This window comes from Pontitalea aquivivens (assembly GCF_046507575.1).
Taxonomy (GTDB): domain Bacteria; phylum Pseudomonadota; class Alphaproteobacteria; order Rhodobacterales; family Rhodobacteraceae; genus Pontitalea; species Pontitalea aquivivens.
The window spans coordinates 1-20,781 of sequence record NZ_JBKFEY010000030.1; the positions used below are offsets into that span (position 1 = coordinate 1).

Consider the following 20,781-nt stretch of genomic DNA (forward strand, 5'->3'; position numbering starts at 1 on the left):
CCTCTCGACTTCGATATTGGCCCGGTAAAGGAGCGCCCAATCAGTGACGGAAAGTCCTGCGCGACGCAGCGCACCATGCCCGGCATACCGTAGAGCTGTGGTCTCGATCGCATGGAGGATTTCTGGAGTGGCGCGGGCGGCAGATCGAGCCGGGATCGCTGTCTCGCTCGTTGCGTCAGAAACGCGGGCTTCTGCGAAGAGAAAAAGGCGCCCGTTTGCCTCTTGAGAAGAGGAAATCAATTGGCCGTCTGGGCCAACCGAAAAGATGAAACCGTCGGCCAGGGCCGGGGGCGCGGAACAAACGCCTGTACCCAAAGCAACGACGAGCGCAGTCGCGCGGTCAGCTGCCTTTGACCGGAGGCGCGGCGTGGCGTTCGCGGCCACCTTCTTCAAGTGGGATGCTAGCGGTCGTACAGCCCATGTCGGCCAGGAAGCTGACAAGACCAACGATGGTTTTGAAGTCGCGGAACTTGAGGACGCTTCGGCTGGTGACGAGCATTTTATCGTCACGCCCATCAGTGGCGACGGCGCGGATGACCCACGAGCCGTACCAGCTGTTATGGCGCCTCGAAGCTCTCTCCTTGCAGACCACCTCAATGAGGTAGCCCTCGGCGAGCAAGCCGCGCAGTCCGTCTTCTGTAACCACATTCGGGGCTTCTTCTATCATGGCCTTCCCTTGGGTCCTTGTTCTGCCTGGGTGCAGTATCAGGCCCACGGGGTCGCAACACCGTGAGCGATACAAAACAACATTAATGATAGCAAGACAATAATAACGTGTTGACGAAGTTCGCCTTGCTCCGATAACGGTGATAGCCGACAGAATGATAATCTTAAAGGCGGCAAAGGAGTTTTGCCCTGCGCTTGTTTTGTGCGCGCAACGCGCCGTTCCTGTTTGCGCTCCTGCTTGGAAGCATACCGGCCACGGCAGCTGCGGATTGCGTACCTCCCGAACGACCGTTCTTGCCTCAGTCGCAAGAAGACATGCGTGCCTACGCCGATCTGCTGCGTTCTGATTTCGAGGGCTACATTGCCGACATTCAGGAATACTTCCGCTGTCTTGATGCCGAGCGCCAACGCGCGTTTCAGGAGGCGCGCGAGGTCAGTGAAGACTATGGAAGACTGGTCGAGCTATTGGACTGAGCAAACGCATGGGCTTAACCGCCGTCGAGATCCTCGTAGTAGACGAGCGCGGGCATGTTGCGGCGCTGATGCACGATGCGCAGGATGACGGCCGCGCCATCCGCCGCATCGAGCCGCTTGTAGAAGATCACGTGACGCTGGCAATTGACGGACCGCATCCCCGGGACAAAGAGACTCCTGTCCCGGCCCGCGTCGGGATCCCCAGTGATCCGCTCGAAGGCGGTGACCAACTGGCGGTAATAGACGAGCCATTGGTCCCTGCCCCAGGTCTCGACGGTGTAGGTGCGTATCTCCTCAAGGTCGGACTTGGCCTGACCGGAAAGCCGAATAGTCATGCGGGTCAGCGATCAAACGCATCCGGTTCGAAGGCTTGGGCATCGAACTCGGCGAAATCCCCATCTTCAGCCAAGGTGGCTGCCATCTCGAGATCGGCCTTTAGGGCGTAGAACTGCCGCGCGCCGTCCTTCTCCATCAGCATCCTCACGCCGGCGCGCACGACTTCGCTCAGATTGGCGTAAGCGCCGGACTCGATCTGCGCCTGCACATATTTCTGCATCGGTTCGGTCAGGTGGACGTTTGGCATCAGACTCTCCTATCCATGCTCAATCGTATCAGATACTGACATAAATCTTCAAGGTCATGTTCGGTCCCAACATAGGCTCGTTGCTCCACCCCGTCCTTCTGCGCCCGGATTCCCGCCGGGGAACCAGGCGAGACAGTTTTCCGTTCTGCCATTCCCGAGACCATGAGCGCTGCGACTCGCCGTGTGACGGGCTCATGCGGCCTGTTCTTCCATGACCGCTTTCGTGGCCGCATTGAAATGCCATATTTGTATTTGGTTACAGATATTTGAGTGAAAGTTAACATGAAAGAGGTCCGCAATTTTGGCCACTTTCAAGACGCCGAAGCAGCCAGAACCGACGTCAGTTCTTGGAAGCCATCAAGCTAGACAAGCGAACAATCGCACGCAACCATCAATCAAATCTCCTTGCTATCATTAATGTTGTTTCGTATCGCTGCACCATTATAGATGGAGTCGGCATCATGAAGCACGTGATCCACGGCGTGGCAACAGCCACGGCAATAAGCATATCCGGACTAATGGCCTCGTCAGCTCCGGCTCAGGCCTATCAGGTGGATTGTGCGATCCTCCTCTGCCTTGCGGGCGGTTGGCCTGCCTCTGCGCCCTGCGCGCATGCCAGAGCGGTCTTCATTCGGCGGATCACGCCATGGCCGATCGAGCCGCCCTTACAAATCTGGCGGTGCCCAATGGGTGTGTCGTTCAAAGACCCCAGTCCAATGTCGCCTATGGAACGCCTTTATGACATCACGTTCCGCGATCCGCCCGAACCGCAGGAATCGACTCCTATGCCCCTTGTCCGCGTCCAAGCGGATGAACAAGCCGACATCGACATCTCGGGCGACGCCTTTGATTTCGTGCGCAGCATACGGGTCTATCACATCCAGTATCGCCAGCACGAAAACCGAGATGGCGACTGCAATCGCAGCGACTCGACGCGATTGGGGTCCTACGGCGTGCAGGGCGACTACCGATGGACAAGATCCACCGTGGGCCAGGTGCCAGCCGCATCTGGCCTGAGCATCCCGAATGGATGTGGCAGCTACTTTTACCGTTCCGTCTTCGTCGACTGGCGTGATCACGCCGGGAACTATGGTTCTGAAGAAGTTCGCTACTGACAAAATCTGCGCGCGGTTTTTACCGCGCGCGTCCTGACAACCCCGCACGGAAGGCTGTGCAAAACCCCCGAAAAGGAGACGACGCCAGACCGTGAAGCCTGACGCCGTGCTAGAAAACTCCGTGAACAAGAGTTTCCTAGCGCACCGCTAAAACACCTGCAACCAGCAAAGTTGTTTTGCTGGCAAGAATGTTGTTGTCTCACGACATGGCGTCGGATCTCCAAGGAGACCTCGACCATGGAACCTACGACCGGCCTGATCCTGCGACGGATCACGCAGACAAATCTCTCTGTTGCAGCGCACAAGCTTGCCACCCTCATCCTCGATGCCATCGCCTGGAAGGATGGCTACAACGGTTTGTCGCGCGGAACGGCAGCCTTCACCCTCTCGGCCCTGGCGGAGAAGATGGGTGTCTCACGGCAGTATCTTGCGGTTCTTCTGAGCGAACTTGAGGCTTCGGAGTTGCAGCTCGAGCGGGCGAAGCCGAATGGCAAGTTCGCGCCCTGGATCTTTCGGTTTTCCGCTTTCGACGAGGAGAGTGAAACCCATGATCTCGTGTCAGGTGAAGGCGACACATCACTATCTAGAGATAATAAAAACAAAACTATCTTCTCAGGGCTGATCGATATCACCACGAGTTCGAACGTTTTTCAGACAAGTTGGGCGGAGCTCATCAAAGCAGCGAAGGCCACGTTGCCCTGCTGGAACATCGACACCCAGGTCATCTGGGATCGCTTCCTTGCCTTCAACCGGTCCCGAGGCAACGGCAGGGTGCCGGCCGGCTTCCTGCTTGGCTTCATGCGCCGATGGCGAAATTCGTGGGGAACTCCAACTCGTCCCGCGGTCAAGCCGCCCGCGAGACCAATAACGGATCCCAAAGAGCGCGAATTGCTGAGACAGATGCAAGCCGCACCAACTGCGAACCGCCAGTTCCACGCGTCCGACTTGTGTCGCTTGATCGGACACGCTGCCTACGAAGCGCGGGTACTCGATGTGATCCGCAAGTTTGGGTGCCAGAGGTTTTCAGCAACCTTGGCGGTGCACGGACGAGCGGTGCTGGAAGGGGAGATATCCCGGTAGCTTCGCTTGCTCGGACTTGGAGTCCATGAAAGCCCCGCTACAGATGTCAAGTTCCGATAGTGAAGTTTATGTTAAATTTCGAAGAATTCAGCGCGTAGGGACTTATTATGCAGCCTAAAGTCGACATCAAACTGCATCGGATTGTTTCATCCGAGCAGACAAATGTTGCTGACTACATTTAGATCGTTCCGTTCCTCCATTAATCGTGAAGCATCTGATGTGATGTCAATTTCCAGGCCAGAGTCCTTTTCTTGCAGAATCGCTGGCTACCCGTCACGCGCCCACGCAATTGCGGACTCGGTATCGCTGGATTCGAACCACTGCATCTCGGAGCCCGTCAATAGGTTGACCACCCGTGCGCCCCATTCCATCCATCTGCGTTCTCCGACAACCGCTATGCGACCGAAATCGTTCGCGTGGGCGGTGTCGACCTTCAGATCTTCTAGCATCGCCGAAGGCTCTTCGTAGCCCTCGAAACTTGTAAGGTCGAGAACCAGACCCGGATTATCGGTTGTTCCAAGACGCTCATGAAGCAGCGCGTGCATTTACTTGAATTCTGTCTCCGTCAACTTGCCTTCGCAGACGAGCCCGATGACATCATCACGCTCGGTCAGCGTTTCCTTGAACATTGGTCTTCTCCTTTTCACTTGCGTTGCCGTGACCGTAGAGATCGGCGTTCTGATGAGCGCGATCCTCGTGCTCGAATTCGAGGCTGGAATGGCTGATGCCGAATTCTTCCTTCAGCCGCTCCTTGATCGCGCTCTTGATCTCTTCGATCTTCGACCATCCCTCGGCTGCCACGACGACATGACAGTCGAGCGCAGCCTCGTGCTCTTGCATTTGCCAGAGATGGACGTGGTGGACGTCGGCGACGCCTTCGACTTTCCGCATCGCTTCGACGACGGCCTCGTTGTCGATGTCCGGCGGGCTCCCGAGCATCAGGGTTCGGATTGGGCCGCCTATTTCAGTGAAAGACAGATACAGGATGTAGGTCGCGATGCCGATGGTGATGGCAGGATCGACCCAACGCATGTCGTAAAGGATGATCAGCGACCCAGCGACGATAACCGCGACCGAAGCAAGCGCATCCGAAAGGTTGTGGAGAAAAAGCGCACGGATGTTCACGCTCCCCTTCTGCATCGAATAGGTCAGCATTGCGGTCAGCGTGTCGACCACAAGCGCGATTCCACCGAGAATGACGACGGTCCACCCCATGACTTCGGGTGGATCAATCATGCGCATGCCACCTTCGTAGATCAGATAGAAGCCGATCACGATGAGGGTGGTGTAGTTGATCAGGGCCGCGACGATTTCGACCCGGCCATAGCCGAAGGTCATGCGCTCATCGGCCGGGCGGCGCGCGATCTTGCGTGCGGCAAAGGCAATGACAAGCGAGGCCATATCGGAAAAGTTGTGCAGCGCATCGGCGATCAGTGCCAGGCTGCCCGACAATATGCCCCCGACGATTTGCGCAACGGTAAGAAGCCCGTTCGCCCAGATCGCGATGGCAACCCGCCGATCGCCAGAATCCGGATCGATATGCGCGTGCCCGTGGTCATGTGGCATTGGCAGGCTCCTCATGCGCGTGTGTCGCGCGTCGGTCAGTCTTGAGGCGGTCGCTGCGGAAACCACGAACGCGCGCATTCATCCAGTGGCGTATGATATGACGGTAAAGGGCACCACGCAGCCATCCAAAGGATTGCTCATGGGAAAAATAGAAGGCGTCCGGCGTATCAAACACGCCGAAATCCTGCACGATGCCGGTTTTCTGAATGTAGGTATCTTCTCCGTTCCAGGCGACGGGAGGCGCGCCAAGGCAATCCGTGCCCGCGCCATAACCGCAGAGACTTTCTGTGTCCGAGAATGACGTTTGCAGGACATCGAGGAAAGCGTCATCCAGGATGAAGCCTTCAAGGTTGATCCAGGCACCTTGAAATTCGATCTCGACCCATGAGTGGAGAATTTCCTGCGGAGCAAGCGGATACACCAGCTCAGGGACAACACCGCGCTGCAAGCCTTTGTGGATCGTAAACCCATGCAACCGGCAACGAATGCCGACACCACGCAGCAGCGCCATCAAGAGCGTGCTTTTGGTATTGCACTGCCCATAGCCGTCGGAAAGCACTTCGGATGCGGGGATGTCGTCAGCTCGATTGTATCCGAACGCGATTTCATTCCGAACGAAATCATAGGCAGCTCCGATCCGATCGTATTCGGATAAGCCGCGCCAGCTGCGGTTCTCAATTAGACGCGCAAGAGGCGCGGCATCAAAATCCAGTAGTTTGGTGGGTACAAGTAGGGGGTCGATCATCTGCAACGGGTCGCTCCTCGAATCGTCTTGGAACAAGACTAATTGCTATAGTCACTATAGCTTCAATCCTTTCTTTCAGAAAGAATCTCCCGCAACTATTTGTCCGTGTGAACCGCTTTGTGGTGTTCGCCGTGTGCGTCGCGCAGGATGTCGATACCGCCCCAGGCCGCGATCCCGGCGACGATCACACCGACGACAAGGTCCGGCCAGTTGGTTCCTAGCCAAGCGACGAGGCCACCGGCCACGACGATCCCGAGGTTCGCGGCGAAATCGTTGTAACTGAAGGTGTTGGCCGCGCGGATATTGACGTTTGGATTTTTGAGCTTAGCGAGCAGCCAAACGCAGACTGCGTTGATAGCCGCCGCGATCAGGGCCATTGCAATCATGATCGTCCCGAGCGGATCTGACCCACCGATGTAGCGGCGCCACGCATCGTAGAGGATGCCTGCAGCGAACAGGATCAGCAGCCCGCCGGAAACGTTCGCCGCCCCGCGTTTCCATTTGGCGGATCGGGACAAAGCGAAAAGGCTGATCGCGTAGACGAAGCTGTCGGAGAGGTTATCGAGCCCGTTGGCGATCAGGGCACTTGAGTCGCCGAAGGCGCCTGTTGCGAAAAAAGCCACGGCCAAACCGATATTGAGCGCCAGAACGATCCAAAGCGTCCGTCTCTCCATTGAATCTTGTCTAGCGGCCATTTTGTGGTTCCAGCTTGTGTTGTACGACACATTAACTTCTGCGGCAGATCTGCGTTCCAGCCGGAATGTTGGCTGAATTCCTTCAGGCCCCGATTTCCTCGTGTTCGGTCAAGCATTCCGAATGGTCCCGCAACACCTCAAGCACCTTGCAATCTCCCGTCCGCCCGCCGCTGCATTCGTGAACCATGCGTTTCAGTTCCGTGCGCAGCGCCTTCAGGCGGGCCATGCGCTGCTCCACCTGTTTGAGCTGGCGACGCGCGATGGCATCAGCCTCATCACAGGGCCGGTTGGGATGGTCGCTGAGGTCGAGCAGCTCGCGGATCGCATCGAGCGAGAAACCGAGTTGTCGCGAATGGCGGATGAAGGACAGCCGGTCGAGCTGTGCATTGTCGTAGCGCCTCTGCCCGCCTTCGGTCCTGCCAGGTTCGGGCATGAGCCCAATCTGTTCGTAGTACCGGATGGTCTGCACCTTCGTGCCAGTCTTCTTTGACAGAGTACCGATCGTGAGCATTTTCGCCTCCATGAAAAAGATACAGTTTGTGTAGGTTTTGCCGTCGGAATAAACAAGTGTCGGTTTCACAGACGCGTGAGTTCAAGCTATACCATGATTTCGTGCTTGAACCTCTAGCGGCTAGAGGATGTATCCGCACTTGCAATAAGAATCAAAAACAGGCGAACAGGATTGTCCCTTACATCGGCACAGAAGTTTCTTTGGGTTTTGGCAGGCGTGGCAGCGCTTGCCTTCGTATGGCTCTTGCTATGGTCCGATTATCGTGCCGATAGCGCCCGAACTGACGCCGAGCCGCCTTTTTTCGCTGAGTTCGAACTGACGGACCACCAGGGTATGGTTCAAACCGAGGAGGACTTTGCGGGGCGCTGGATGCTGGTTTTTTTCGGCTTTACCAACTGCCCCGACGTCTGCCCGACGACCCTATCTGAGGTCGCGGCGGTGATGGACGGTCTGGGCGACGATGCCGCCAAGGTCCAGCCGATTTTCATCACCATCGACCCCGAACGGGACACGCCCGCCGCACTCGCCGAATACGTCCCGCTGTTCGATGCGGGCATCATCGGTCTGACCGGCACGCCGGAACAGATCGCCGCCACATCCGAGACGTTTCCGATCTTCTTTGAACGCGTCGAAGAGGCTGCGGCGCCGGATGGTTACACGATGGGCCACACGTCGCATTTGTTCCTCTTCGATCCCGACGCGGGCTTCGCCGACTCGTGGCCCTACGGCACCTCCGCCGAAGAGATACTCGCCGATCTGGAAGAGAGGTTCTGACCGACATGAACCGTATGTCCGGAGAAACAGCCCTCGGGCTGGCGTGGATCATCGCGCTCGTCGCCTCGCTTGCCGTGCTTTTTGTCGGCGAGGTGCTGGGGCAGACGCCCTGTGTGCTGTGCTGGTTCCAGCGCGCCTTCATGTTCCCCTTGGCCATTGTCCTCGGGCTCGGCCTTTGGTGGCGGGACGGCCGCGTGGGGCGCTACGGCATCGCATTGGCGCTTGGCGGCGGCGCAATCGCCCTCTGGCACATGGGGCTGTACGTCGGTCTTGTTCCCGAACGCGTCCAGCCCTGCACGGCCACCGGCCCCTCTTGCACCGATGACAACCAACTGGTCTTCGGCATCCCTATCCCGCTGATGGCGCTCGCCGCCTTCGCGCTGATCGGGGCGCTGTCGGCCCTTTCATTGAAGGACACACGAACATGAATCGACGCGGCCTGATCCTGTCCGTTCTTGCCCTCGGCGCCGCCGGTTTCGGCGGAGCCACCTGGTTTGCAATCCGCCCCGGCCCAGTGGCCGAAGCGGAGCCCGTTGCTCCGGAACTTGCGGAGGCGATGATCCGCCCCTACTCGCCCATCCTCGGGCCTGCGGATGCGCCCGTCACGATCGTCGAATTCTTCGATCCGGCCTGCGAGGCCTGTCGCGCCTTTCATCCCATCGTGAAGGACATCATGGCCGAGCATGGGGAAGCTGTCCGCGTCGTGATCCGCTACACGCCCTTCCACGGCGCGGCATCCGAGGAAGCCATCCGCGTGCTCGAAGCGGCGCGCATGCAGGACGTTTACGTGCCGGTGCTCGAGGCCGTTCTGCGGGAACAGCCGAGATGGGCGTCGCACGGTGCCCCGGCGCCTGGCCTGATCCTTCAGATCGCCGCCACGGCCGGACTCGATGCCGAAGCCGCGCGCACGCAAATGCTGGCACCCGGTGTCGTGGCGATCCTTAACCAGGATCGTGCTGACGTCGAGGCCGTGGGAATTCGCCAGACGCCCACATTCTTTGTGAACGGCAAGCCGCTCGATCCATTCGGGGAGGCAGAGTTGCGTCGTCTGGTGGCCGCCGAAGTCGCTGCCGCGCAAAGCTGAATGGAAAGGGCAGGATCAGAACGATGAAAAAGTATATTTTGACTGGCACACTGGCCGCGCTTTTGACCCTTGGAGGGCTCTCGGTGCCCGCGCTGGCCGGACCCGAGGATGTTGTCGTCGAGAACGCGTGGTCCCGCGCCTCCATCGGGATGAACCGTCCCGGGGCCGCTTACATGACGATCCGCAACACTGGCGACGAGCCGGTGACGCTGATCGGCCTTACAACACCGCTCGCGATGATGCCCGAAATCCACGAGACGAAGACCAATGCCGAAGGTGTGAGCTCCATGAGCCCGGCGGGGGAGATCGCGATCGCCCCGGGCGAGAGCGTCGCGCTCGAACCGGGGGGCCTGCACGCAATGCTGATGCGGCTACAAGAACCGATGACGGAAGGGGACACCTTTCCGCTGACCCTGCTTTTCGACGACGGAGGCGAAGTGACGGTCAAGGTGCCGATCCTCGGAATCGCCGCGCGGGGGCCAGAGGACTGATGCGGCGACGGGCGGTCCTGGGGTACGGCGCGGCTGGTGTCGGGGCGGTCGCCCTGATGCTCTTCGTCGGTTGGTGGCAGGTCGATGGACCCGGTGGACCCGAACCTGTCGGGCAGCGGCCTGTGGCCCTGACCGAGATGGATTTCCGTCTGACGGATCATGAGGGCAACGCGGTCGGGCCGGAAACCCTGATCGGTCGCCCGACGATGGCGTTCTTCGGCTTCACCTACTGTCCCGATGTCTGCCCGACCACGCTTTCTGACATTTCGGGATGGCTCGACGATCTGGGAGACGAGGCCGACGAGATGAACGTGGTTTTCATCACGGTCGATCCCGAGCGCGACACTGTCGAAACGATGGCCGAATATGTCGGCTACTTCCATCCGGCGATCCGCGGCTGGACGGGACCGGAAGAGCAGATAGCGCGCGTCGCGGACGGCTTCCGCGCCACCTACGAGCGAGTACCGGCGGAGAGCGGCGATTACACGATGAACCACACCGCGAGCGTCTTCCTGTTCGCAGCCTCTGGGCGATTCGTCACCATGATCGACTATCACGAGCCCAAAGAATTCGCGGTGCCGAAGATCCGCCGCGCGCTGGAAGAAGAAATGGAGGGGGCGACATGAGGCTCAGAACTTTGGCGGCTTGTGTCGCAATTGCGGGGACGGTTTCGGGAGCGGCTATCGCCATCTCTGATTCCATGTCGAAAGAACCCGTGCCGCCGGAACTTGCCCAGGCAGGTAGCTGGATGCCCCAAGGTCCTGAAGCCCCCCAGAACGTTGACATCCCCGTGACGCTGCCCGCGGCGGCATGGGCAGACGATGCACCCGACCTCAGCCCGCTGCCCCTTCTGCAGGCCGCGTTTGCCGACAGGCCGGTGCAAGCGATCGAGCCACCCCTGTCGACGTGGTCGCGCGACATTGCTCCGGGCGAAACGCTCGATTTCTTGCTGTCAGAGGCCGGTCTTGCGGCACCTGACAGAGCCGAAGTTGCCCTCGCGCTTGGTGCGGAATACGATCTGCGACGGCTGCGGCCGGGGCACTCGGTCACTGTCGCTTCGACCGTGGACGGCAGCCCCCGCACCGTCTCACTCGCCGTCGAGGACGGGGTTCGGATCGAGGTGGTTTTCGGCGAGCAGATGTCCACGCAGGTCGTGGCTCCGGATCCGGAAATCGTAACCCTTGCCGGCGAAGCCATGATCGACAGCTCGATCTTCGCGGCACTCGACGAAGCCGGCATACCCGCCCGTTTTTCCGTGGACCTTGCGCAGATGCTGGGTGGGACCGTGGATTTCCGCCGCGAGATGGCCGGTGGCGAAACACTAAGGCTTCTCTGGCGTGAGGCGCGGGTCGGAGAGGACAGGATCGGACAGCCCGAACTCGCCTTCGCCGCACTGGAGATCGGCGGTTCGCTTTACGAGATCGTATGGCCGGACGACGGCAGCGGTCAGGCGACGATCTACGTCGATGGCGAGGTGCTGCGCGTCTTCGCACAGCCGGTAGAGGGTGCGCGCCTCAGCTCGGTGTTCGGACGCCGCACGCATCCGGTCTTTGGCAACGTCCGGATGCACACCGGCGTCGATTTTGCAGCGGCACGTGGGACACCGGTTCAAGCGACGGCACCGGGGCGGGTCAATTTCATCGGCTGGCGCGGCGGATATGGTCGCGTGGTCGAAATCTTGCACGGCTCCGACACCATGACGCGCTACGCGCATCTGAGCGCCGTGCCGGAAGACTTGGCACAAGGCCAACGCGTTGCGGCGGGAGACGTGATCGGCCGCGTCGGCGCGACTGGCACGGCGACAGGTCCGAACCTGCACTATGAGGTGCTCGTGGATGGGCGCCCGACTGACCCCCTCTCTGACGACCGGCTCGCCGAAGCGGCCGAGAGCGATGCGGATGATACCGCCGCGCTCTCGCGTCTGGCCGAGGCGCGGGCGCTTCTGAATGAAAACCTCGGCAGCGAGATTGCCAAAACGACAACCGAAAGGCTCTGACCCATGAAACGCATGACACAAGTTCTTGCCATCACGCTCGCCCTGTTCCCAGCGGCCCAGGCCCTCGCAGAGGCAACGGCGATCGACGTCCGCAAGACCAACGGATGCGGCTGCTGCCTCTCGTGGATGAAACATCTCGAAGAGAACGGGTTTGTGCCGACCGGCCAGGACATGTTCGGCGGGCTTCTCGTGCGCTTCAAGCTAGACAACGGCGTGCCGCAGCGCATGGTCTCCTGCCACACCGCGCTCATTGACGGCTACGTGATCGAGGGCCATGTACCGGCCGCTGACATCCGCCGCCTTCTCGAGGAGCGCCCGGACGCCGTCGGCCTCGCTGTTCCGGGGATGCCCTATGGCTCGCCCGGCATGGGGCCAGAAGACGACCGCGAGGCCTATGATGTCTTCCTCATCCGCAAGGACGGGTCGACGGAAGTCTTTTCGAGCTACGCCGAAGGATAATCTGGCCCGCCCATGGAAAATCTGTCTCCGATAATGCTCGGCTTTCTCGGAAGTCTTGCCGCCGGATCGCTCACAGCAGTCGGAGCAGTTCCCGTGCTGTTCGGGCGCATCCCGTCTCGGGCCACACGCGATCTGTCGCTCGGCTTCGCTGCCGGTGTGATGCTCGCCGCTTCTTTCTTTTCGCTGATCATCCCGGCATTGGATGCGGCGGAGCCGATGTTCGAAAACGGCGCGATGCCTGCGGCCATCGTATGCGTTTCGATTCTTCTGGGCATGGGGGCTGTCGCCCTGATGAACGAAAAGCTGCCGCACGAGCACTTCAAGACGGGACGCGAAGGGCCCGAAGCGGCGTCTTTGCGGCGGGTCTGGCTGTTCATCATCGCAATCACGATCCACAACTTCCCCGAAGGCCTTGCGGTTGGGGTCGGCTTCGGATCCGGAGGTATGGAGGGCGGTCTGCCGCTCGCCATCGGCATCGGGCTTCAGAATGCGCCCGAAGGATTGGCCGTCGCTGTATCTCTGCTGGGCGAGGGATATCCGAAGCTGCGCGCCTGGGGCATCGCGGCGCTGACGGGCATGATCGAGCCGATTGGCGGTTTGCTCGGGGCCGGCATCATCACACTGTCGGAACCGCTGCTTCCATGGGGTCTGGCCTTTGCCGCGGGCGCAATGCTCTACGTCATTAGCCACGAAATCATCCCCGAAACCCATCGCAGCGGCCATCAGAACAGGGCGACGCTCGGTCTCGCAGTCGGGCTCGTTCTGATGCTGTTCCTTGATGTCTGGTTGGGATGAGGCAATGTCACTAAACAAGGTATCTCCGATGATCGGCGTCTTCGCAGCACTTGCTGCGTTCGCGATCGATCAGATCACCAAAGCCATTGTCGTTGCGAATGCCGTCACTTTAAGCGCCGGAATTCCCGTGTTTCCGGGATTCAACCTCGTCTTTTATCGTAATGACGGCGTGACTTTCGGGATGTTGGGCGGCGCGCCGTGGTGGAGCCTCATCGCTTTCGCTCTTGCCATCTGTGTTTGGCTGGGGGTTATGCTGTTTCGCGCCGACAATGCGGTGGAAACGCTTGCCTACGGTGCGATCATTGGCGGAGCCCTGGGCAATGTCATCGATCGTGTGCGGTATCGGGCTGTAACAGACTTTCTCGATTTCTACATTGGCACAACACATTGGCCTGCCTTCAACTTGGCCGATGTATTTGTCGTCAGTGGCGTGGGGCTCTTGCTCGCCGCGCCATGGATCAGCGCGCGGCGTTCGATCAAGTCGTGAAGCCGGAAATTCTGAACCGCATCGCTCTGCGCCACCGTTTGCTTTCGCGGATGACGCTTGGTTTCGCCGCCGGGGCGATGACCGTTCTGACTTTCCCGCCTCTTTCGATTCTCCTGCTCGTTCCCGTTGCCTATTCCGCGTTGTTTGTCGGGCTTCGCGATCTCTCCTTCGGGCGCGCTTTCCTCGTCGGCTGGGCGTTTGGTCTCGGCCAGTTCGGTTTCGGGATTTGGTGGATCGCGGAAAGTTTCTACGTCGAGGCCGAGCGGTTTGGGACGATGGCGATTCCGGCGGTCGCGGGATTGTCCGCAGGTCTCGCGATTTTCCCAGCCATTGCCGCTGCGCTTTTTGCCGAAATCGCGCGGCGCGGAGCCATGGGCAGTCTCTTGGCCTGCCTCCTGTTCGCGACCTCCTGGACCGTGGCCGAGTGGTTGCGTGGTCACGTTCTGACAGGGTTTCCCTGGAACCTGGCCGGTTACGCACTTGTAGACTACGCCGCCCTTCGCCAGACCGCCGCCTGGGTCGGAAGCTATGGGCTAAGCTTTCTCACCGTGTTCGTCGCGGTACTCCCTGGCGCGGCTGCTATGGCGTCCGGGCGGCAACGATTGACCATCTCGCTCATGGCGCTGGCCGGAATCGCGACGATGTGGGCTGTCGGCACGCTGCGCCTCCAGTCGGATGCACAACAGCCACCCGGTGTCGACCTGCGCATCGTCCAGGGCAACATTCCACAAGAGGAGAAATGGGCTCCCGAGAACCGCGAGGCGACCTTCGCGCGCTATCTTGAGCTTTCAACCCGGCCCGGCGATTTCGACGTGCTTCTCTGGCCGGAAACCGCCTTTCCGGGTTTCCTCGATGAGGATACGGAGGCACGGGCCCGCATTGCCGCAGCGCTACCAGACGGCAGAGTGCTGCTTACCGGTGTGCCGGACCGTGTACCGAGCGAGGATGGCACCCGATATTTCAACACGGTCCAGGCATTTGACGAGACCGGCGAGATCCTGACCGGATACGCGAAACACCATCTCGTGCCCTTCGGCGAATATGTGCCATTCCGCGGCTGGTTGCCCATCGAGCGGCTCACGGCGGGTCTGGGCGATTTTACGCCCGGACCGGGCCCGAGAACGCTTGCGCTTCCGGGTGTGCCGCTGGTCGCCGTGGCGATCTGCTATGAGATCATCTTCCCAGGGCATGTGGTCGACGACCTGTTCCGGCCGGACTGGATTTTCAACGCGACAAACGATGCCTGGTTTGGCACCAGCATCGGACCCGAGCAGCATCTGGCTTCCGCACGTATGCGCGCCGTAGAGGAAGGCCTTCCAGTCATCCGAGCCGCGAATACGGGCATCTCTGCGGTCATCGACGCGAGCGGAGAGATCGTTGCGCGGCTCGATACCGGCGAAACGGGCATCATCGACGCTAGCCTGCCCTCCGCGCGACCGCCGACACTCTACGCGAGCTTCGGGGACTGGATGCTGTTGGCGCTCATCTTGGCTTCGTGGAGCTGGGCAATGGCGCCAATGCGACGGCTCACTACCGCCGCATGAGAAAGACCGTCATGCAAAGATGTGGATAGGTGTCCCGTCCTTCACCATTGCATAGATGTCCTCGATCTCCCGATCCGTGACCGCGATGCAGCCAGCTGTCCAGTCGCGGACATTTGTCGGGTCGATGCCGGGGCGTGGGCCACCATGGATGAAGATGTCGCCGCCGGGGGAAAGGCCCTGCGCTTCGGCAAAGGCGATGTCGGCCTCGTTCGGATAAGAGATGCCAATCGAAAGATGGTAGGTGCTGTTGGGGTTTCGCCTGTCGATTGTGTAAACTCCTTCCGGAGTCCGGCCATCCCCCTCGAATTGTTTGTGACCCTCAGGAGCGAAACCCAGCCCGACCGGATAGGTTTGCAAGACGCGATCGGCTCCGTCGAGAACAAGCAAGCGCTGTCCCTTGTAAAGCCGAACACGGGTGACTTCGGGTCCGTCATAGCTGCGGAACTTGCTGGCACACCCGGACAGAAACGCTACCAGCCCGCCCAACAGGACGGCGCGGCGGGGAAATCGGATGGTTTTCACTGCTCGATGCCTCTTTCGTGAGGTCTGTTATGGACATTACGTTACCTTGCAAATGCTGCGTGATCAATGTCCGTGGGCAAGCGCGGCCTTTGCCATCTGTGGGCCAACCTGCTCACCGCCGGACGGCGGCGCCTTGGCCTCTTGGCTGTTCAGCAGGCGCAGGGCATTGGCCACCACCAGCAATGACACTCCTACGTCGGCTGCAATCGCGCCCCACATCGATGCCAGTCCGAACGCGGTAGCGACAACGAAAACGCCCTTGGTCGCCAAGGAAATACCGATGTTCTGATGAATGATCGACATTGTCCGGCGCGAATGACCGATCAGCCAAGGCACCTTGCCGAGATCGTCGGTCATCAGGGCTATATCCGCCGTCTCGATTGCCGCGTCCGAACCAACGGCACCCATTGCGATGGCGTAATGCGCGCGCGCCATGGCCGGGGCGTCGTTGACCCCGTCGCCGATCATGGCCACCATGTCATGCGTTTCGACCAGTTCTTCGATGGCAGTCACCTTGTCTTCGGGCAGAAGCTCGGCACGGACCTCGTCGATGCCGACCTCGGCTGCAACAGCGCGCGCTGTCCGCTCGTTATCACCGGTCAGCATGACGATGGTCTTCACACCCTGCGCGTGAAGCTGCGCCACGATGCCTTTGGCATCCGGGCGGATACGGTCGCGCAATTCCAAGATGCCGGTGACACCGGTGTCGTCGCCCACGGCAACAAGGGTGCTGCCAGCCCCTTCGATGCGGTCGCGCAAATCCTTCGGAATGGCGTCGCCGAAACCCTTCTCCTCGGCAAACCGGTCCGACCCCAGCCAGATCGACCGGCCGTCTGTGCGTCCTTCAAGTCCCCTGCCCGGAACGGTTCGGGTATCTTCCGCGGCGGATACCTTGATGCCGTCGGCTTCTGCCCGCGCAAGAATGGCGCGCGCCAAGGGATGCGAGGAACGTGCCTCCAGCCCAGCGGCGAGGGTCATCAGATCTTGCGCCGATGCTTTGCCCAGCGGATGCACCGCCGCCACCTCGGGCTCGCCCATGGTGATCGTGCCGGTCTTGTCCATGGCCAGTGCAGTGGTCTTGCCCGGTGCCTCAACATATGCACCGCCCTTGATCAGCACCCCGGCCCGCGCTGAGGCGGTGAGTGCAGCGACGATGGAGACCGGTGTCGAGATGACCAGAGCGCATGGGCAAGCGATCACCAGCAGCACGAGTGCATTGTAGAACCAATAATCCCAGGCCCCCCCGAAAATGAGCGGCGGCAGCAGGGCAATTGCAATGGCGAGAGCCATGACGATAGGCGTATAGATGCGGGCGAATTTCGCCACCCACTGCTCCACCGGCGCGCGGCGGGCATGGGCGTCGCCGACCATGCGGATAATCTTGGCCAACACGGTGTCCGAGGCGGCCTTCGTGGCGCGCACCGTCAGTGTGCCTTCGCCGTTGATCGTACCGGCATAGACTTCGTCGCCCCGTTCCTTTGGGACCAGCGCACTCTCTCCGGTGATCGGCGCCTGATCGACGGCCCCTGCCCCATCGACAACCTCACCATCCAATGGGATGCGGTCTCCGCCGCGCACGATGAAACGTGCGTTGATAGCAACCGCAGAAGCCGGAACGTCCGCTTCCGAGCCGTCATCATGAAGAACTCTTGCCGTCGGCGGCGCGAGGTCGAGCAGAGCTGAAACCGCATTCCTCGCACGCCCGACGCTCCAGCTTTCGAGGTAGAGCGAGAGCGAAAAGAAGAACGCGACTGTCGCCGCCTCGAAAAATTCGCCAAGCCCGATGGCACCGGCCACGGCGACCACCATGAGCAGGTTCATGTCGGGCGACAGCCGCCGAGCGGACGACCATGCCTTGGGTGCCACGAGCCAGACACCGAACAGGATCGCAACCGCGAACAGCCCTGCCTCGACCAGTGGCATCGGCGCTTCGCCGTGACCCGCGAAGAGGCCGAGCGCCCCGCCCATGCCGGTCTCGATGATGTGCCACAGAAATCCCGCGGCCCAGAAGCCTCCACTGAGCGCCGTAAACAGCCGCTGTCTTGCAAGATGGGCCGCCTGGTCGACCGACGCGTTCTCGGCATCCCAAGGCTTGGCGGTCATGCCGGTGCTTGCGACCAGTTCTGCAATTTCGCCGTCCGATAAACTCTTGGCGCTGTCGAGAATAGTCATCCGCCCATTGATCACGTCGAACGCGAGATGCTCGGCCCCGCCGATCTTCGGGCCGACCACCTTGTTCAGGATTGCTACCTCCTCGGCGCAATCGAGGCCGGACACCTGAAAACTGCGCCCGCCCGCTGGCGCGGGGGTCGCCGGAACGATGTCGCCGCACGTTCCGGCGCTCCCGCAGCAGCTGCCGCCGCTTGTCTGGGCATCTTCGGCGTGATCGTGGTCGTGACGATGGGTGTCGGGCGGCATGAATGGACCTCTGGATTCGGGTGCTTTACCATGACATAGCCCCTACAGTAGCTAGAGCTTCAAGAGCAAAATACGGTGGTATTTCAGTTTGTTTTATTGCTAGAGGATGCGGCGACCGGCTCCATCACGCCTTGAGGCATGAAAAGCCGATGCAAAGAAAAACAGACACGAAAGGAAGCTTGATGCGGGTTTTGATGCTGAAGCAAAAAATAATTGTTGCAGTGGCGCTGTCTCTTACGGCCGGGTGCGCAATCCAGCCGACTGGACCGGGCGACTCGGCAGACCGGCGGGGCAAAGTTCCCGAAGCCGTGATTGCAATGGCTGCCCCGGATCAGGATGTTGCAACCGCGCGCTTGGTGCCCGAGGACGGGTGCTACTGGTACAAACACAGCGGCCCCGTAGAAACAACCTTGCTGCCGCTGCGCACGGCGAACGGCAATCGTATCTGCACCCCTCGCGAAACTTAATTGCGTTTGCCGTCCGCTGCTTGGCTTAGCTGCGGGCAGTCACGCTGTCCTCCGCCGAGTAAAGATAGGCGGTAGAGCCGGTCTCGACGTTCGGGTAAAGATCATTGATATGAGCCATGACCATCCGTACGCAGCCCGAACTTGCGCGGCCACCGATACTCCGTGGGCTCGGAGTGCCATGGATGCGCAAAAGGGTATCGCGATCCCCGACGTAGAGATACAGCGCCCTCGATCCAAGCGCGTTTTCCGGTCCCGGTTCCATGCCATCGGCAATGTCAGCATAAAGTTCGGGGTCGCGATTGATCATGCTCTGTGTCGGTTGCCAGTGCGGCCACCTGACCTTGCGCTTGATGGTATAGACACCCGGCTCGTAGAGGTTCCCCCGCGCGATGGCCACGCCGTAGCGCATCGCGGTTCCACCCTCTTCAATGTGGTAAAGATATCGTGCGACCGCGTCGACATGGATATCTCCCGGCACGAGACCGGCCTTCGCGACCACACGTTGCGGTAGGAACCGCGGGTGCAATCCCCATGGGTTGGAAGTCTCGGCAACATAACCCTGAGGCGTCACCTGTGCGTCCCATTCAGCCTTCTGAGCCTCGGTGGGCCAAGTGTCGGCAAAAGCCATACCGGGACCGGTCACCGAAAAAAGCGCCGTTGTTGTCTGAATGAAGTGTCGTCTTGTCAGCATTTCGTACCCTTTCGGTTCTCACCGGCGATTGATGGCAAGAACGGTATGTGTTCTCCTTGAACAGATAGGACTTCTAGTGGCTAGAGGTTCAAGGGCAAATTTTCGTAAGTAGACATGCGATCCTTGCAGTTTCCAGTTTGCTAGGGAGGAGAAAACTGCTCGCACAATACCTGGTCCGAAGTTGCGCAGCGACAATTCGTTAAGTCGCAGATTGTCTGGAAATTTAGGCACAGCGGCTTCGATATCGCGACCATGAGATCGGGAACGTCACGGCACAGGGAACTTGCGCCACTCGCAAATGCTACGATGCCATCTCTGGCTCCGGCTCTCATTCCGTTATTTCGCCCCGTTACAACCTTCACCCACTGGAGCTTCAAGCGATCAATTGTCACAAAAACGTGAGACGAATGGCTAACGAACGCTTTGGGCTGGAAAAGCCTTGTCGCATTCGAACGGAAAGTGGCTTAAACGATCATCTGGGGCGGCACTAAAGCGTGCCAGGTCAAGCCGGTGTCAGCCTCGACAAATGACCTATATTAGGTCAGCTTTCCACATGCGATACCTCCCGTTCCCCGTCACCTCGCGGATCAAACCGCTTGCCTCCATCCATGCGAGATTGCGCTGAACGGCGGCGCGGCTGGCTCCGGTCATGGCCTCAGCCATCGGGGCGGAGACCAAGGGCCATTCCGTGAAAACCTTTCGCAAGGCAACCGGCGTGCGGCCAGATAATTGCGCCATGACGTTTTCTGCCCGCCCGATCCACACTTCAATATCATCAAGTGTTCGCATCGCCGTTAGAATTGCGCTGTTCATCCCATCCAACCAGCGGGCCAAACGCTCGGGTGGCAAGCCCGAAACGCGCAGCCCCCCGGCCCCGGCCATAGCGAGCGGCGCGAAGATGGCACCGCTTCCATCGCTGGTCGCGATCCTAGACGCGGTGACGGCAGCTTCGATCTGGTCGCCGTGGCGTCCGAGGCCCGCCAAGCTCCACAGGTGATACCCCATGCACGCCCGCGTGATCGGGTGGAGACCCTTTGCGGCTGCCATGACGTCCAGCCACCCACCCGCGCGATCCTCGAAACGCTCAGCGCTGTCTTCAATGTTCTCGGGGTCGCGGCGATCCAGAAAAGCGGCCAGGTCAGCCATCGGTCCGGGACCGCCTGTCAAGCGCCGAACAGCCCATCCAACGCGTGCCAAGGCATTTGGGTCATCCTGTGCACCTGACAGCCGCATGGATACCCAGAGCGCCAGACGATCAGTACTCACCCGATCTCCTGCGACCCAGCTGAGGGCCGCTGCCTCGACAAGAGCGAGGCGATGCCGCCAGCCTTCCGGGCCGCGCAGCAGCCGGTCATCCAGAGCTCCCAGGCGTCCAGCCACCTTTGCTAGCCGCGCAGCGTGAACGCCTTCTGCCTTTGCCCAGTCTTCGATGACGGCAGTGTCCGGCGGTTCTGCACGCGGCCCGGGAGGCAAATCATCTGGTTCTTCTTCGAATGGTCCCGGCAGAAACCAGAGATCCTTTTCGTGAGCCTCTGCATCCTCCTCGGTAGTGATGAGGGGGTCGTCGTAACCATCAGTCAAAATAGAGGCTCTCGTATTCATATGTGCAAAATACTTA

At 60.2% G+C, this 20,781-nt stretch carries 26 protein-coding genes and 1 pseudogene; 14 read left to right on the top strand and 13 right to left on the bottom strand.

The features are described from left to right. Nucleotides 1-384: pseudogene (locus ACK8OU_RS17790) on the bottom strand (lytic transglycosylase domain-containing protein); the annotation flags it as partial. Beyond that, nucleotides 341-667 (bottom strand): hypothetical protein, encoded by a 327-nt coding sequence (locus ACK8OU_RS17795; RefSeq protein ID WP_410304726.1) that lies wholly within the window; start codon nucleotides 665-667, stop codon nucleotides 341-343. The pseudogene ACK8OU_RS17790 and the gene ACK8OU_RS17795, both read right to left, overlap by 44 nt. Before the next feature lie 221 nt (nucleotides 668-888). Between ACK8OU_RS17795 and ACK8OU_RS17800 the strand changes: the two genes are divergently transcribed. Further along, nucleotides 889-1,140 (top strand): hypothetical protein, encoded by a 252-nt coding sequence (locus tag ACK8OU_RS17800; RefSeq protein WP_410304732.1) that lies wholly within the window; start codon nucleotides 889-891, stop codon nucleotides 1,138-1,140. Between the two features lie 14 nt (nucleotides 1,141-1,154). Here the strand turns inward: ACK8OU_RS17800 and ACK8OU_RS17805 are convergent, their stop codons facing one another. Further along, nucleotides 1,155-1,475 (bottom strand): type II toxin-antitoxin system RelE/ParE family toxin, encoded by a 321-nt coding sequence (locus ACK8OU_RS17805; RefSeq protein ID WP_017468227.1) that lies wholly within the window; start codon nucleotides 1,473-1,475, stop codon nucleotides 1,155-1,157. A 5-nt stretch (nucleotides 1,476-1,480) separates the two neighbouring features. Next, the gene (locus tag ACK8OU_RS17810) at nucleotides 1,481-1,723 is read right to left on the bottom strand and encodes a type II toxin-antitoxin system ParD family antitoxin (protein ID WP_410304727.1); all 243 of its coding nucleotides are present in this window, start codon (nucleotides 1,721-1,723) and stop codon (nucleotides 1,481-1,483) included. A gap of 518 nt (nucleotides 1,724-2,241) precedes the next feature. Here ACK8OU_RS17810 and ACK8OU_RS17815 point away from each other — a divergent pair. Beyond that, nucleotides 2,242-2,838 (top strand): hypothetical protein, encoded by a 597-nt coding sequence (locus ACK8OU_RS17815; RefSeq protein ID WP_102017048.1) that lies wholly within the window; start codon nucleotides 2,242-2,244, stop codon nucleotides 2,836-2,838. Nucleotides 2,839-3,075: 237 nt separating this feature from the next. After that, nucleotides 3,076-3,918, top strand: a complete 843-nt coding sequence (locus ACK8OU_RS17820) for a hypothetical protein (protein ID WP_008336115.1) — start codon at nucleotides 3,076-3,078, stop codon at nucleotides 3,916-3,918. Between the two features lie 266 nt (nucleotides 3,919-4,184). On the opposite strand, the gene ACK8OU_RS17825 is transcribed toward ACK8OU_RS17820, so the two are convergent. The 5 genes from ACK8OU_RS17825 to ACK8OU_RS17845 form a co-directional block, all read right to left on the bottom strand. After that, nucleotides 4,185-4,463 carry a SpoIIAA family protein gene (locus ACK8OU_RS17825; RefSeq protein ID WP_234988885.1) on the bottom strand — a complete coding sequence of 93 codons (279 nt, stop codon included), beginning with the start codon at nucleotides 4,461-4,463 and terminating at the stop codon, nucleotides 4,185-4,187. Nucleotides 4,464-4,518: 55 nt separating this feature from the next. After that, nucleotides 4,519-5,484 carry a cation diffusion facilitator family transporter gene (locus tag ACK8OU_RS17830; RefSeq protein ID WP_010138164.1) on the bottom strand — a complete coding sequence of 322 codons (966 nt, stop codon included), beginning with the start codon at nucleotides 5,482-5,484 and terminating at the stop codon, nucleotides 4,519-4,521. Beyond that, nucleotides 5,474-6,229: a transglutaminase-like domain-containing protein gene (locus ACK8OU_RS17835; protein ID WP_026155634.1), complete on the bottom strand. Its 756-nt coding sequence runs from the start codon at nucleotides 6,227-6,229 to the stop codon at nucleotides 5,474-5,476. The genes ACK8OU_RS17830 and ACK8OU_RS17835 overlap by 11 nt, the downstream gene beginning before the upstream one ends. 95 nt (nucleotides 6,230-6,324) lie before the next feature. Next, nucleotides 6,325-6,903, bottom strand: coding sequence for a cation transporter (locus ACK8OU_RS17840; RefSeq protein ID WP_009573601.1), 579 nt, complete (start codon nucleotides 6,901-6,903; stop codon nucleotides 6,325-6,327). Between the two features lie 103 nt (nucleotides 6,904-7,006). Beyond that, nucleotides 7,007-7,435: a MerR family transcriptional regulator gene (locus tag ACK8OU_RS17845; RefSeq protein WP_013959865.1), complete on the bottom strand. Its 429-nt coding sequence runs from the start codon at nucleotides 7,433-7,435 to the stop codon at nucleotides 7,007-7,009. 207 nt (nucleotides 7,436-7,642) lie between these two features. Between ACK8OU_RS17845 and ACK8OU_RS17850 the strand changes: the two genes are divergently transcribed. From ACK8OU_RS17850 to lnt, 10 genes are read left to right on the top strand one after another with little or no spacing between them, the layout of a single operon-like run. Continuing rightward, nucleotides 7,643-8,209: an SCO family protein gene (locus ACK8OU_RS17850; protein ID WP_026155633.1), complete on the top strand. Its 567-nt coding sequence runs from the start codon at nucleotides 7,643-7,645 to the stop codon at nucleotides 8,207-8,209. A gap of 5 nt (nucleotides 8,210-8,214) precedes the next feature. Next, complete coding sequence (locus ACK8OU_RS17855) at nucleotides 8,215-8,637, top strand: disulfide bond formation protein B (protein ID WP_018001722.1); 423 nt, start codon at nucleotides 8,215-8,217, stop codon at nucleotides 8,635-8,637. Further along, a complete protein-coding gene (locus tag ACK8OU_RS17860) occupies nucleotides 8,634-9,293 on the top strand; it encodes a DsbA family protein (protein WP_018001721.1) in 660 nt (219 codons plus the stop codon). The genes ACK8OU_RS17855 and ACK8OU_RS17860 overlap by 4 nt, the downstream gene beginning before the upstream one ends. A gap of 23 nt (nucleotides 9,294-9,316) precedes the next feature. Next, a complete protein-coding gene (locus ACK8OU_RS17865; protein WP_018001720.1) occupies nucleotides 9,317-9,784 on the top strand; it encodes a copper chaperone PCu(A)C in 468 nt (155 codons plus the stop codon). Beyond that, nucleotides 9,784-10,410, top strand: a complete 627-nt coding sequence (locus ACK8OU_RS17870; protein ID WP_026155632.1) for an SCO family protein — start codon at nucleotides 9,784-9,786, stop codon at nucleotides 10,408-10,410. Before ACK8OU_RS17865 ends, ACK8OU_RS17870 begins: the two co-directional genes overlap by 1 nt. Then, nucleotides 10,407-11,780 carry a M23 family metallopeptidase gene (locus tag ACK8OU_RS17875; RefSeq protein ID WP_026155631.1) on the top strand — a complete coding sequence of 458 codons (1,374 nt, stop codon included), beginning with the start codon at nucleotides 10,407-10,409 and terminating at the stop codon, nucleotides 11,778-11,780. Before ACK8OU_RS17870 ends, ACK8OU_RS17875 begins: the two co-directional genes overlap by 4 nt. A gap of 3 nt (nucleotides 11,781-11,783) precedes the next feature. Beyond that, the gene (locus ACK8OU_RS17880; RefSeq protein ID WP_018001717.1) at nucleotides 11,784-12,239 is read left to right on the top strand and encodes a DUF411 domain-containing protein; all 456 of its coding nucleotides are present in this window, start codon (nucleotides 11,784-11,786) and stop codon (nucleotides 12,237-12,239) included. 12 nt (nucleotides 12,240-12,251) lie between these two features. After that, the gene (locus ACK8OU_RS17885; protein ID WP_026155630.1) at nucleotides 12,252-13,034 is read left to right on the top strand and encodes a ZIP family metal transporter; all 783 of its coding nucleotides are present in this window, start codon (nucleotides 12,252-12,254) and stop codon (nucleotides 13,032-13,034) included. 28 nt (nucleotides 13,035-13,062) lie between these two features. Next, the gene (gene lspA / locus ACK8OU_RS17890) at nucleotides 13,063-13,521 is read left to right on the top strand and encodes a signal peptidase II (protein WP_018001715.1); all 459 of its coding nucleotides are present in this window, start codon (nucleotides 13,063-13,065) and stop codon (nucleotides 13,519-13,521) included. Further along, complete coding sequence (lnt, locus tag ACK8OU_RS17895; protein ID WP_018001714.1) at nucleotides 13,488-15,065, top strand: apolipoprotein N-acyltransferase; 1,578 nt, start codon at nucleotides 13,488-13,490, stop codon at nucleotides 15,063-15,065. The genes lspA and lnt overlap by 34 nt, the downstream gene beginning before the upstream one ends. 9 nt (nucleotides 15,066-15,074) lie before the next feature. Here lnt and ACK8OU_RS17900 read toward each other — a convergent pair whose 3' ends face one another. Together ACK8OU_RS17900 and ACK8OU_RS17905 are read right to left on the bottom strand one after the other, a co-directional pair. Further along, nucleotides 15,075-15,587, bottom strand: coding sequence for a L,D-transpeptidase family protein (locus ACK8OU_RS17900; RefSeq protein WP_018001713.1), 513 nt, complete (start codon nucleotides 15,585-15,587; stop codon nucleotides 15,075-15,077). Between the two features lie 63 nt (nucleotides 15,588-15,650). Continuing rightward, nucleotides 15,651-18,005, bottom strand: coding sequence for a heavy metal translocating P-type ATPase (locus ACK8OU_RS17905; protein ID WP_018001712.1), 2,355 nt, complete (start codon nucleotides 18,003-18,005; stop codon nucleotides 15,651-15,653). Between the two features lie 182 nt (nucleotides 18,006-18,187). Between ACK8OU_RS17905 and ACK8OU_RS17910 the strand changes: the two genes are divergently transcribed. Further along, nucleotides 18,188-18,472 carry a hypothetical protein gene (locus tag ACK8OU_RS17910; protein ID WP_038068706.1) on the top strand — a complete coding sequence of 95 codons (285 nt, stop codon included), beginning with the start codon at nucleotides 18,188-18,190 and terminating at the stop codon, nucleotides 18,470-18,472. A 25-nt stretch (nucleotides 18,473-18,497) separates the two neighbouring features. On the opposite strand, the gene ACK8OU_RS17915 is transcribed toward ACK8OU_RS17910, so the two are convergent. Both ACK8OU_RS17915 and ACK8OU_RS17920 read right to left on the bottom strand, forming a co-directional pair. Further along, nucleotides 18,498-19,163 carry a L,D-transpeptidase gene (locus ACK8OU_RS17915; RefSeq protein WP_026155629.1) on the bottom strand — a complete coding sequence of 222 codons (666 nt, stop codon included), beginning with the start codon at nucleotides 19,161-19,163 and terminating at the stop codon, nucleotides 18,498-18,500. 531 nt (nucleotides 19,164-19,694) lie between these two features. Further along, a complete protein-coding gene (locus ACK8OU_RS17920; protein ID WP_038068700.1) occupies nucleotides 19,695-20,765 on the bottom strand; it encodes a hypothetical protein in 1,071 nt (356 codons plus the stop codon). Nucleotides 20,766-20,781: the final 16 nt, after the last annotated feature.

Bases quoted from the DNA above. Each gene is read 5' to 3' on its own strand.
- ACK8OU_RS17795 (WP_410304726.1), bottom strand. From the start codon at position 667: ATGATAGAAGAAGCCCCGAATGTGGTTACAGAAGACGGACTGCGCGGC.
- ACK8OU_RS17805 (WP_017468227.1), bottom strand. From the start codon at position 1,475: ATGACTATTCGGCTTTCCGGTCAGGCCAAGTCCGACCTTGAGGAGATA.
- ACK8OU_RS17810 (WP_410304727.1), bottom strand. From the start codon at position 1,723: ATGCCAAACGTCCACCTGACCGAACCGATGCAGAAATATGTGCAGGCG.
- ACK8OU_RS17815 (WP_102017048.1), top strand. From the start codon at position 2,242: ATGGCCTCGTCAGCTCCGGCTCAGGCCTATCAGGTGGATTGTGCGATC.
- ACK8OU_RS17820 (WP_008336115.1), top strand. From the start codon at position 3,076: ATGGAACCTACGACCGGCCTGATCCTGCGACGGATCACGCAGACAAAT.
- ACK8OU_RS17825 (WP_234988885.1), bottom strand. From the start codon at position 4,463: ATGCACGCGCTGCTTCATGAGCGTCTTGGAACAACCGATAATCCGGGT.
- ACK8OU_RS17830 (WP_010138164.1), bottom strand. From the start codon at position 5,484: ATGCCACATGACCACGGGCACGCGCATATCGATCCGGATTCTGGCGAT.
- ACK8OU_RS17835 (WP_026155634.1), bottom strand. From the start codon at position 6,229: ATGATCGACCCCCTACTTGTACCCACCAAACTACTGGATTTTGATGCC.
- ACK8OU_RS17840 (WP_009573601.1), bottom strand. From the start codon at position 6,903: ATGGAGAGACGGACGCTTTGGATCGTTCTGGCGCTCAATATCGGTTTG.
- ACK8OU_RS17845 (WP_013959865.1), bottom strand. From the start codon at position 7,435: ATGCTCACGATCGGTACTCTGTCAAAGAAGACTGGCACGAAGGTGCAG.
- ACK8OU_RS17855 (WP_018001722.1), top strand. From the start codon at position 8,215: ATGAACCGTATGTCCGGAGAAACAGCCCTCGGGCTGGCGTGGATCATC.
- ACK8OU_RS17860 (WP_018001721.1), top strand. From the start codon at position 8,634: ATGAATCGACGCGGCCTGATCCTGTCCGTTCTTGCCCTCGGCGCCGCC.
- ACK8OU_RS17865 (WP_018001720.1), top strand. From the start codon at position 9,317: ATGAAAAAGTATATTTTGACTGGCACACTGGCCGCGCTTTTGACCCTT.
- ACK8OU_RS17870 (WP_026155632.1), top strand. From the start codon at position 9,784: ATGCGGCGACGGGCGGTCCTGGGGTACGGCGCGGCTGGTGTCGGGGCG.
- ACK8OU_RS17875 (WP_026155631.1), top strand. From the start codon at position 10,407: ATGAGGCTCAGAACTTTGGCGGCTTGTGTCGCAATTGCGGGGACGGTT.
- ACK8OU_RS17880 (WP_018001717.1), top strand. From the start codon at position 11,784: ATGAAACGCATGACACAAGTTCTTGCCATCACGCTCGCCCTGTTCCCA.
- ACK8OU_RS17885 (WP_026155630.1), top strand. From the start codon at position 12,252: ATGGAAAATCTGTCTCCGATAATGCTCGGCTTTCTCGGAAGTCTTGCC.
- lspA (WP_018001715.1), top strand. From the start codon at position 13,063: ATGATCGGCGTCTTCGCAGCACTTGCTGCGTTCGCGATCGATCAGATC.
- lnt (WP_018001714.1), top strand. From the start codon at position 13,488: ATGGATCAGCGCGCGGCGTTCGATCAAGTCGTGAAGCCGGAAATTCTG.
- ACK8OU_RS17905 (WP_018001712.1), bottom strand. From the start codon at position 18,005: ATGCCGCCCGACACCCATCGTCACGACCACGATCACGCCGAAGATGCC.
- ACK8OU_RS17910 (WP_038068706.1), top strand. From the start codon at position 18,188: ATGCGGGTTTTGATGCTGAAGCAAAAAATAATTGTTGCAGTGGCGCTG.
- ACK8OU_RS17915 (WP_026155629.1), bottom strand. From the start codon at position 19,163: ATGCTGACAAGACGACACTTCATTCAGACAACAACGGCGCTTTTTTCG.
- ACK8OU_RS17920 (WP_038068700.1), bottom strand. From the start codon at position 20,765: ATGAATACGAGAGCCTCTATTTTGACTGATGGTTACGACGACCCCCTC.